This window comes from Sulfuricurvum sp. (assembly GCF_028713855.1).
In the GTDB taxonomy this organism is placed as follows: Bacteria; Campylobacterota; Campylobacteria; order Campylobacterales; family Sulfurimonadaceae; genus Sulfuricurvum.
The window spans coordinates 171,092-181,903 of sequence record NZ_JAQTNN010000002.1 but is presented as its reverse complement, the minus strand read 5'-3'; the positions used below and the strand labels follow the sequence as shown (position 1 = coordinate 181,903).

Annotated in this window: 9 protein-coding genes; all 9 read left to right on the top strand. The window is 34.4% G+C overall.

Annotation, left to right across the window (positions count from 1 at the left end):
- Nucleotides 1–3: 3 nt before the first annotated feature.
- Entirely contained in the window at nucleotides 4–534 is a 531-nt protein-coding gene (locus PHI47_RS02905) for a serine O-acetyltransferase (protein ID WP_299933571.1), read from the top strand.
- Nucleotides 535–656: 122 nt separating this feature from the next.
- The gene (locus tag PHI47_RS02900) at nucleotides 657–1,643 is read left to right on the top strand and encodes a glycosyltransferase (protein WP_299933569.1); all 987 of its coding nucleotides are present in this window, start codon (nucleotides 657–659) and stop codon (nucleotides 1,641–1,643) included.
- Nucleotides 1,644–1,679: 36 nt separating this feature from the next.
- Nucleotides 1,680–2,981 carry a hypothetical protein gene (locus PHI47_RS02895; RefSeq protein WP_299933567.1) on the top strand — a complete coding sequence of 434 codons (1,302 nt, stop codon included), beginning with the start codon at nucleotides 1,680–1,682 and terminating at the stop codon, nucleotides 2,979–2,981.
- A gap of 216 nt (nucleotides 2,982–3,197) precedes the next feature.
- Nucleotides 3,198–4,397, top strand: a complete 1,200-nt coding sequence (locus PHI47_RS02890) for a hypothetical protein (RefSeq protein ID WP_299933565.1) — start codon at nucleotides 3,198–3,200, stop codon at nucleotides 4,395–4,397.
- A gap of 218 nt (nucleotides 4,398–4,615) precedes the next feature.
- On the top strand, nucleotides 4,616–5,929 hold the full coding sequence (locus PHI47_RS02885; protein WP_299933563.1) for a hypothetical protein: 1,314 nt from the start codon (nucleotides 4,616–4,618) through the stop codon (nucleotides 5,927–5,929).
- Nucleotides 5,930–5,936: 7 nt separating this feature from the next.
- Nucleotides 5,937–7,022 carry a hypothetical protein gene (locus tag PHI47_RS02880; RefSeq protein ID WP_299933561.1) on the top strand — a complete coding sequence of 362 codons (1,086 nt, stop codon included), beginning with the start codon at nucleotides 5,937–5,939 and terminating at the stop codon, nucleotides 7,020–7,022.
- Complete coding sequence (locus PHI47_RS02875; protein WP_299933559.1) at nucleotides 7,019–7,993, top strand: GNAT family N-acetyltransferase; 975 nt, start codon at nucleotides 7,019–7,021, stop codon at nucleotides 7,991–7,993. The genes PHI47_RS02880 and PHI47_RS02875 overlap by 4 nt, the downstream gene beginning before the upstream one ends.
- 117 nt (nucleotides 7,994–8,110) lie before the next feature.
- Nucleotides 8,111–9,598, top strand: a complete 1,488-nt coding sequence (locus PHI47_RS02870) for an alginate lyase family protein (RefSeq protein ID WP_299933557.1) — start codon at nucleotides 8,111–8,113, stop codon at nucleotides 9,596–9,598.
- Nucleotides 9,595–10,812 (top strand): glycosyltransferase family 4 protein, encoded by a 1,218-nt coding sequence (locus PHI47_RS02865; protein ID WP_299933555.1) that lies wholly within the window; start codon nucleotides 9,595–9,597, stop codon nucleotides 10,810–10,812. The genes PHI47_RS02870 and PHI47_RS02865 overlap by 4 nt, the downstream gene beginning before the upstream one ends.

Genomic DNA, 10,812 nt, shown 5'->3' with positions numbered 1-10,812 from the left:
AATATGATTGAATTTATGAAATATGATTTTTATCGTCAAAGTACAAATCACACGTTTCGATCGTATCTCAAAAACTTTTTTTTATCTCCCGGATTTAACTATGTGGTTTGGTTTCGCTTAGCATCAAAATACAAGAATGGGTTTATGAAATATTTACTGCATCGCAAGATGATTCAATACGGAATAGAAATCTATCCGGAAACAGATATAGGCAAAGGTTTTTATATTGGGCACTGGGGCAATATTGTCATCAATAAGCATGTAAAAATTGGTGAAAACTGTAACATTTCTCAAGGTGTAACGATTGGTATAGCAAATGGTGGCAAACACCCCGGCGTTCCTACAATCGGTGACAGAGTATACATCGGACCCGGAGCAAAAATTTTTGGTAATATAACTATCGGAAATGATGTGGCGATTGGTGCAAATGCCGTAGTCATAAATGATATTCCTCATGGCGTTTCAGTTGGGGGTATACCAGCAAAAATAATTTCCAATACTGGCTCAGCAAACTATATACATAACATCTCTTAAAGGAATGATTATGTTGAATATTGAGAAATTTTTTCAAAATAGACTAGATGCCACATCAAGAAATAAATTTGATTATCGTATTGTGAGTGTGTGAAATGAAAAAATTATTGCTACTAGGACCCATGGAAAATAAAAATGACCTTACCAGAACAGGTGGGGTTATTGTTCTCTTTTCAGATTTACTTCATCAATGTGATAAACATGATATTAACTATTTTGTGATCGATACCAATAAAGCACATTACTCCAATAAAGTAACCGCCCTTTTAAGTATCTGGTTTATGTTATTTATCAAAATGAGACACTGTACGCATGTTTCACTTCATGGAACAGCCAATGATTACATGTTTATAGCTCCTGTTGCCGTTTTTCTTGCAAAATTGTTTGGCAAAACAGTAAGTTTACGAAAGTTTGCCGGCAGTTTTTATGAAATATATGACACAATGAACTTTTTATTAAAATCAGTCGTATCTTGGACATTAAAAAAATCGGATGCAAATTTTTTCGAAACCAAATATCTGGTCGATTATTTTTCACGTTATAACAAAAACACCTACTGGTTTCCAAATGTTCGGGAAAAGCCTCATATGATTCGCCAGGGTATATTTCAAAAAAGATTTATTTTTCTTGGAAAAGTTACAAAAGAAAAAGGAATCATAGAATTATTGGAAGCATCAAATCAGCTTGATAATAGTTATATAATCGATTTATATGGGTATATCGGTGACGATCTTTTAACGTTTAATTTTGAAGGTTATAAAGCAAAATACAAACGAGCCTTGGCCGCCACAGATGTTCTTAATACCCTCAGAGAGTATGATGTATTAGTTCTTCCCTCTTATATTGAAGGATACCCGGGAGTAATTATAGAAGCTCTTTCCGTCGGACTTCCTGTGATCGCAACAAATTTAGAGGGGATTCGAGAGATGATAGATGAGCGTTCCTCTGTATTTATTGAACCGAAAAATGTTGACCAACTAAAACAAGCCATTGAGTCATTTACAGAAACCAATTATATCGAACGATCGGAAGCCGCACTGAAACAGTTTAATCAATTTGAAACCAGCCATCAAACTGAGCAATTTTTTGCACATATTGGTCTTTTGTAATAATACGTTAGCTCATCTACACACAAAAGGGTATCAGTGCTATCTATTATAAAAAAAACTTACGATTCTCTTCCAAAAGAGTATCTCACATTTTTACGCTACATTCCGGATCGACTATTATTTGGTAAATCGTATAATGAGTGGAGAAATAAAGTATCTTTTGATAAGAACCTAATTGATCAAAATTTATTTGATACTTTATGTTATGCACGACAACACACACAATACGGTAGAGATCATATTCCAGAAAAATTTGATATTCTAGAAGTTAGAAGTATTCTTGAGTCTTTACCAATGGTTTCCTCTTATGATCTGTCAACGAATTTTGATTACTATATTTCCGATGAATTCAATCGATTTAATTCGTATACAACAACAACAGGTGGAACAGGCAGAAATCCAACAACCGTCCTGCTCTCCAATGAGGCCTACGGAATCGAGTGGGCACATGGTCTTCATTTTTGGTCGTTGGCAGACTATGATCGGAAAAAAGATACAAGACTTACTCTCCGAGGCAAAAGTCTTCGAAATAATAAGTTAATAGAGTACAATCCTATCTATAACGAAGTTGTCGTTGATGTCTACAAAGTAAATGATACTAATTTTAAGCAATTCATTGCCGAAATCAAAAAGTTTGATATTAAATATATTTTTGCCTATCCGTCACTTATAAAAGAATATATGACCTATTTTGAAAAATACGATTATATTCCTCGCGTAAAGGGTATTTTGCTCTCTAGTGAAGAAATCAGCGTTGAAGATAAAGAAAAAATGGCGATATTTTTCAAAGCAAAAGTCTTATCCATGTATGGCCAAACAGAAAAAGTGACTTTTGCAGCCGATACAGAAGCGAATGGAATGCATAAAGTTTATACATCTTATGGCTATCCTAGAGTTGTAAATGGAGAGATTGTCGCCACGTCATTTGTAAATCGGGCTATGCCTCTAATCAATTATCAAACAGGTGACGGTGCAGAAATAGTGGAAGACAAGTACAATCTATATCTCAAAAATCCTTCCAGTCGACGTGGGAAAGATTTTATCTATCTTACCAGAGATAAAAAAATACCTCTGACACTGCTTGCGATGCATACCAATGTTGAGAACGAAATACTCTATTATCAATTTCACCAAAAAGAATTCGGAAAAGTTGAAATCCGATTATTACAAAAAATCAACAGCACAATGTCACCTGATAAATTGTCAAACATTTTTAATAATGCAATCAAAACTGAGATACCTGATTTTGAAATTATTGTCAGAATAGTAAAAGAAGATGCGATTATTAAAAGTTATAGAGGTAAAATGATTTTATTGGTTCAGGAATTAAATGTTTAATTAATGAAACACAAGAGATAATCATTATTGTTTTACTACAATTAATTTCAATTGAGAGTAATAATCAATTGAATCAGTATATTAATATCATTGTTAAAAAAGTAGAGGTTTATAATGCTGTTTTATTTAAAAAAATTCTATGACCTGCTAGATAAAAAACATTTGACATGCTTACAATATATTCCCGACTGCATCCTCTTTGGAAAATCATATTTTGTGTGGAAATCTAAAGTCTCTTTTGATAAACACTTGATAGATCAAAATCTGTACGATACATTAAATTACGTAAGAAAGCACACTCAATATGGCAAAGATCATATACCAAAAACTTTTGAACTTAAGGATGCTAAAAATATCTTAGCAACCCTCCCTTTAATTTCTTCATATGATCTGGCAACTAATCTTTCCTACTATACCTCTGATGAATACAATTCATTTAACTCCTACTCCACAACTACTGGAGGAACAGGGGGAAATCCGACTACTATTATTTTATCAAATGCATTGTACGGTATCGAGTGGGCACATGTACACCATATATGGTCTTCGGTAGGCTACGATCGCAAAAAAGATACGAAGCTTACCCTCCGTGGGAAAATGCTAAAAGGGGAAAAACTGGTCGAATACAATCCGGTTTATAATGAACTCGTTGTCGACGTTTTTAAAGTCAATGCCAATAACTTTCCGCAGTTATTGGAAGCTATTAAATCTTATGATATCAAATATATCCATGGGTATCCATCTCTTGTTAAAGAGTATACAACCTATTTTAAACTCCATAACTATATCCCTAAACTAAAAGCTATCCTATTGACAAGTGAAGGGGTCAATATCGAAGATAAAAAATGGATAGCCGATTTTTTCGGATGCAAAGTTCTCTCTTTTTACGGACAATCTGAAAGAGCCCTTATCGCAGCCGATTTTGAGGCAAATGGGATCTATAAAGTTTATACCTCATATGGATATCCCCGTATTGTCGATGGTGAATTAGTTATTACCTCTTTTGTCAATCGAGCCCTTCCGTTGGTTAACTATAAAATAGGTGACGGTGCTGAAATATTCGAAGATGAACATTGTCTGTATCTCAAAAATCTATCAAGCCGCAGAGGAAAAGATTTTATCTATCTCACAAAAGAGAAAAAAATAGCTTCAACCTCTTTGGGCCTCCATACCTCTATTCAAAATGAAATTCTCTATTATCAATTTCACCAAAAGGAATTCGGAAAAGTTGAAATATGGATCGTACCGAAAATAACTTCGCCTATTTCTGCAGAAGAAATAGCGACCACTTTCAGTCATCAGATGAAAGAAAGATTAAAAGATTTCGATATCGATATCCGTATTGTTTCAGAAACTAAAATTGTAAAAAGCCATCGCGGAAAACTCATGATACTGGTGCAGGAACTAAAAATATAAACTTAAAAGGATTAGTAATTGCTATGAAAAAAACAAATACAGCAACCTCATTTCAAAAACTATTAAAAACATTTAACATTATATTTAATATTAGTATAACATATTTCGATATAATAGTAAAAAAATATTGAGATCGTTAGTGGGCCAGAAAGATAAAATGATTTTGTTAATGCAGGAGTTAACTATATGATCCATAAAATAGAGAGGGAGGGGAGAGTATGTTAGGAATAATGAAACGAATTTACGATTCCCTACCGAAAAAACATCTCAAATTTTTGCGAAATATTCCAGATCGATTATTATTTGGCAAATCGTATATTGAATGGAAAAATAAAGTATCCTTTGATAAAACGCTCATTGATAAAAATTTGTTCGATACACTGAATTATGCCCGAGAACACACGCAATACGGCAAAGATCACATACCAAAAAAATTTGATATATCTGAAGTACGTACTATTCTAGAATCACTTCCCCTCACAACTTCTGATGATTTAGCAAGGAATTTGAATTATTACACATCTGATGAGTTCAACCGACTGAATTCGTACACAACCACAACCGGAGGGACAGGAAGAAATCCGACAACACTCCTTCTTTCAAATGAACTCTATGGCATTGAATGGGCTCATGTCCATCATATTTGGTCATATGCCGGATACAATAGACAAAGGGATATAAAGCTAACACTTCGCGGCAAAAGTCTTAACGGTGATAACCTCATAGAATACAATCCATTGTACAATGAACTGGTGGTTGATGTTTTTAAAATCAACCATAACAATTTTGCCAAACTTTTAGATGAAATCATCAAATATGATATAAAATACATACATGGATATCCATCACTTGTGAAAGAGTATATGGTTTATTTTCAAAAAAATCATTACAAGTCGGAGTTAAAAGGAATTTTTTTGGCAAGTGAGAATGCAACTGTCGAAGACAAGCGTTTAATCGCTGATTTCTTCAAATGCAAAGTAATCTCCTTTTATGGACAGTCTGAACGAGCCTTAATAGCCGTGGATATTGACTCTAATGATATGCATAGGGTATATACATCGTATGGGTACCCTAGAGTTATTGGCGGTGAACTTATTCTAACGTCATTCGTCAACCGGGCTATGCCTTTAATCAACTACAAGATAGGGGACGGAGCCGAACTGATTGAAGATGAACATTATCTCTATCTAAAAAACTTAACGGGGAGATGGGGGAAAGATTTTCTTTATTTAAATAAGGATAAAAGGATTTCAACAGCAGCTATAAATCTGCATTCTCAAATACAAAGTGAAATAGTATATTATCAAATACACCAAAAAGAATTTGGGAAAATTGAGGTACGTGTCTTGCAAAAATCAACCAGTCTTTTATCAGCAGAAAGTGTAGGTAAAACTTTTAGTGATGAAATCAGATCCAAGCTAAAAGAGTTTGAAGTAAATGTGAGAGTTGTAGAAGAAGATGAAATTATCAAAAGCCAGCGAGGCAAGATGATATTGTTGATACAAGATCCATGCCTACAACAATATTTGTAGTAACTTTATGAATAAAATAGCAATCATAACATCACTTGATTATGAACTTTTTGGTGATAGTAGTGGAAGAGTAGATAGGGAGCAAATATTTCCTACCGATCATTTAAAAAACATTGCATCACTCTATGGTGCAAAGCTTTCAATCCTTTTTGAATATGGGCAATTTAAAGCTTTTGAAGAGAATAAACAATGGAACGACAGTTTCGAAATCTCAAATACCCAAATAATGGCTCAATTAGTTGACTTGGTTAAAAATGGGCATGATGTTCAACTCCATTATCATGCTCAATGGTATAAAGCACTCTATAATCCAATTATGCACACGTTTGATGTAGATTTAAATCATGTCGATTTTACCTCTTTGGACTATCAAACAATGGTTGAAATACTTAAAGAAGGCAAAAAATTTTTAGAGGATCTACTTACTCCTATAAATCCAAATTATAGATGTATTGGCTTCAGATCCGGTTCATGGGCAGTAAGAGATGAGCCAAAACTTCTCAAAGCTTTAAAAGCGTGCGGTTTTCATGCCGACAGTTCAGTTGTCCCTAATGCAAAATTTGAGTCAGAACAAGTTACTTTTAAATATGAGAATTGCCCCCACCATTATAAATATTGGATGGTCGATAACTTTATTTCAAAACAATCTAATAATGGACAAACAAACTTTTTTGAAATACCGCCGTATACAATAAAAACTTTTTTTGCATTTCTGAAATATTTCAATTCAAAATACTTTCTTTCAAAAAATATTGTTCAAAAATTATACTCTACTAAAATCTGCGAAAGAAATTTTTCCATTTGGAAAAAACTTTACAAAATATTGTCGAGAGATTATTATATGGCAGATATTAATACAATGAGCTATCAAACCCTCATTGAAATGGTGGAACGAGCCATACATGATGATACAGTTTATGAAACTGACTCCATTATCCCTTTGATGCTTTTAGGTCACCCTAAAGTAAGTTATGGGTGTGATGACCTACATCTTTTTTACAGCTATCTGAACGATCATTACCCTGAAACGGTCCAATATTGGACCTATCAAGAAGCAATAGAATACGCACTTCAAAAAAAAGCATCAAAATGAAAATTATTCAAACACAAACTGAGATAACCGATCCTCTCCCCGTCTTATCTTCTGAATCCTATTTATCAGCAAAAAGCAGTAGATATGGGTGGTTTGTATCCGAAAAATTTATTTTGCCGTTTTTTATTGATAAACGGTTGATCTTTAAAAGAATGGTTTTTACTTATGATCTTATTCCTAGAGTCGAAAACACTGGAGTAGAAGATCAGCAGCAGTTTTTAGATGCAATGGTTGAATACTGTCAAAAAGAAAAAGTCTGTGACTTTATCTCAAAAGCGCAATCGAATGTCGTATTCGCGACGTTTCCTACCAAGAGTACATCAGTACCATGGGGAACACATGAAATTGATATCAATAAAGATGATACAGAACTTCTTCTCTCATTCGACGGTAAACATCGAAATAGAATTCGCAAGGCGATACAAGAAGGTGCATACGTCCAGACTACTACTGATATCAACCTTGTCTATCGTATCATTAAAGAAACCCTGAGCCGTCAAAATTCCATTCACTATCCTTCACTAAATTACCTTGAGACTTTACAGTCAAAACTCAAAACACATGCTTTGTTTTTTACCGTACAAAAAGACAATCAACCTCAGGGCGCGGCAGTTGTCATATATGATGGAGTCAGAGGATATGCCATGTATGCCGGAAGCATTGAAAAGCCATCCAATGGAAGTATCAATCTTATGCATTATGAAATTATGAAGATTTTACGTGATCAAGGAACTACTGTATATGATTTTGTGGGAGCAAGAATTAATGTCAAGCCCGGAACAAAATATGCTGATATTCAAAAATTCAAAAGCCATTTCGGTGCTTCTCTAAAGGAAGGTTACACTTTTCGAGTTATTATTAATCCTTTGAAATACTTGTTATTCAATATTGTTTCACAAATCTATTTCAAAATTAAAGGTATTCAATATAAAGATCCCATTGATCAAATTCTGTCTGGTAAATATAAATAAACACATGATACATTTTCAAGGAAAATCAGTTGGATGAATAGATATATTAGACTTTACCATACAATAAAATATCTACAGCCGATACAATTTTATTACAGATTTTTTTATTTTTTCAAAATGAACTTTAGAAAATATGCAGCTATTGACTATAAAAAAGTTAAAGGTTCAAAATCATTCACGATTAAACTTGAAAGCTCAATCAAACATTATACTTGCTATCAAAATAACGAATTTACCTTTTTAAATCGTACCAAAGCATTTCGTGGAACTATCGATTGGAACTTTTCGGAATACGGCAGACTTTGGACTTATAACCTCACCTATTTTGACTTTTTACATCAAAAGTCAATAACTAAAAAGGAAGGATTGATCTTGATGCACGATTTTATCGATCAATCCGCTACCCTAAATGATGCCCTTGAACCTTTCCCAATCTCTTTACGCGGTATTAACTGGGTCAAATTTCTTGCCAATCAGAATATAATTGATTCCAGAATTAATGATTCACTCTTTGCACAATATCACATTTTGCTGGAAAATCTGGAATATCATCTATTGGGAAACCACCTACTCGAAAATGGCTTTAGCCTCCTCTTTGGGGCCTATTATTTTCAAGATGAACGGTTTTATACAACAGCTAAAAAAATTCTATCGGCTGAATTGAAAGAGCAAATTCTCTCAGATGGCGCCCATTTTGAATTGAGCCCAATGTATCATCAAACCATGCTATTTCGTATACTTGATTGTATCAATCTTGTCAAAAATAATTCCTGGAAAACAGATGAACTTTTAGCACTGCTTGAGAGTAAAGCATCCGTCATGTTAGGATGGCTTGAAACAATTACCTATGCCAATGGTTCGATACCTCTACTTAATGACAGTACTAACGGTATTGCTCCAACATCTCACGATTTATTTGCATATGCCTTACTGCAAGGTATTTATTCGACAAAACTTCCCCTACAAGTCTCCGGATATCGTAAAATTGTCAAAGATCATTATGAATGTATTATAGATGTAGGAAATATCGGACCCGATTACATCCCAGGACATGCACACAGCGATACCTTTAACTTTGAACTGCATATTGATGAAAAAGCAATAATTGTTGATACTGGACTTTCCACCTATGAAACCAATATACAGCGCACTTCAGAACGCTCCACAGCAGCCCACAACACTGTTGTGATTGACAGAAAAGAACAAAGTGAAGTGTGGGGTGGATTTCGAGTAGCTAAAAGGGCTAAAGTCATCCGCCTTATTGAAAACCACGACAGTATTGAAGCTACCCATGACGGTTATCTAAAAATCGGAGCTTTACATACCCGTAAATTTTCATTTGATACCCATAAAATTACCATTGAAGATATGATTAAAGGTAAAAAATTGCATCAATGCATCGCATATTTACATTGTCATCCGGATGTCACGGTCACTATCAACGATAATGCAATACAAATAAATAATGCCAAACTTACCTGCTTCAATCATAATTCATTAGCTCTAAATACTTATAACTATGCTCCAGAGTTTAATACTCTTATCCCCTCTACTGTTATTGAAATTATGTTTAACGAAACCCTAAAAATGGAAATAAGCCTATGAAAATTCTCTTTCTCACAGATAACTTCCCGCCAGAGGTAAATGCTCCAGCGACTCGCACCTATGAGCATGCTCAGGAATGGATTAAAAATGGTGCCGAAGTAACTATTATCACCTGTGCACCCAACTTTCCTCACGGAAAAATATATGACGGTTATAAAAATAAACTCTACCAAAAAACAAATATGGATGGTATCGAAGTAATCCGAGTCTGGAGCTATGTCACTGCTAACAGCGGCTTTGTTAAACGGGTATTGGATTACGTAAGTTTTGCCTTCATGGCTTTTTGGATAGGTCTATTTCAAAAATATGATATTATCATTGCCACCTCACCGCAATTTTTTACGACATGGGCGGGATGGGGACTCTCCAAAATTCGAAGAAAACCGTGGATATTTGAATTAAGAGACTTATGGCCGGAATCGATTAAAACAGTCGGAGCTATGAAGCAAGGTATTGCTATTGATATTTTAGAAAAAATAGAGCTTGCTCTCTATCGTGATGCTACACGAGTCGTTGCCGTTACGGATGCATTTAAGACAAATTTAATAAAACGTGGCATTGATGCCAAAAAGATAGATGTTATTACTAACGGATCAAATCTCGACCTGTTTTATCCCAGAATTAAAAATCCGGAACTGCTTAAACGATACGGATTGGAAAATAAATTTATTATCGGCTATATCGGTACACACGGATTGGCACACAGCCTCGATTTTATTGTCCGATCGATTGCCAAAATAAAGGATCCTCAAATCCATTTTATTTTTGTCGGCGATGGCGCGATGAAAAATACTGTTCTAACTATTGCGCAAGAACTGGGGATTGAGAATGCAACCTTTTTAGATCCTGTTTCCAAAGATCTGGTTCCCGAATATCTCTCTTTATGTGATATTTCGCTTGCACCTCTTAAAAAAGAAGAAAATTTTAAAACCGTTATCCCTTCCAAAATTTTCGAAGCATCAGCTATGCAAAAACCGACGCTACTAGGTGTTGAAGGGCAAGCACAAGAGATCATCGAATACTACAATGCCGGACTCTGTTTTGAACCGGAAAATGAAAAAGATTTTATTGAAAAAGTCATCTTACTCAAAGAAAACGACTCAATATATCAAAATCTTCAATCAGGATGTGAAAAACTTGCTAAAGCATATAACCGCAAAGTTCTCGCTAAGCAGATGCTTTCAGTTCTTACAGCTTCCCTTTTCAATAAATAA

Bases quoted from the DNA above. Each gene is read 5' to 3' on its own strand.
- PHI47_RS02900 (WP_299933569.1), top strand. From the start codon at position 657: ATGGAAAATAAAAATGACCTTACCAGAACAGGTGGGGTTATTGTTCTC.
- PHI47_RS02870 (WP_299933557.1), top strand. From the start codon at position 8,111: ATGAACTTTAGAAAATATGCAGCTATTGACTATAAAAAAGTTAAAGGT.
- PHI47_RS02880 (WP_299933561.1), top strand. From the start codon at position 5,937: ATGAATAAAATAGCAATCATAACATCACTTGATTATGAACTTTTTGGT.
- PHI47_RS02865 (WP_299933555.1), top strand. From the start codon at position 9,595: ATGAAAATTCTCTTTCTCACAGATAACTTCCCGCCAGAGGTAAATGCT.
- PHI47_RS02875 (WP_299933559.1), top strand. From the start codon at position 7,019: ATGAAAATTATTCAAACACAAACTGAGATAACCGATCCTCTCCCCGTC.
- PHI47_RS02905 (WP_299933571.1), top strand. From the start codon at position 4: ATGATTGAATTTATGAAATATGATTTTTATCGTCAAAGTACAAATCAC.
- PHI47_RS02885 (WP_299933563.1), top strand. From the start codon at position 4,616: ATGTTAGGAATAATGAAACGAATTTACGATTCCCTACCGAAAAAACAT.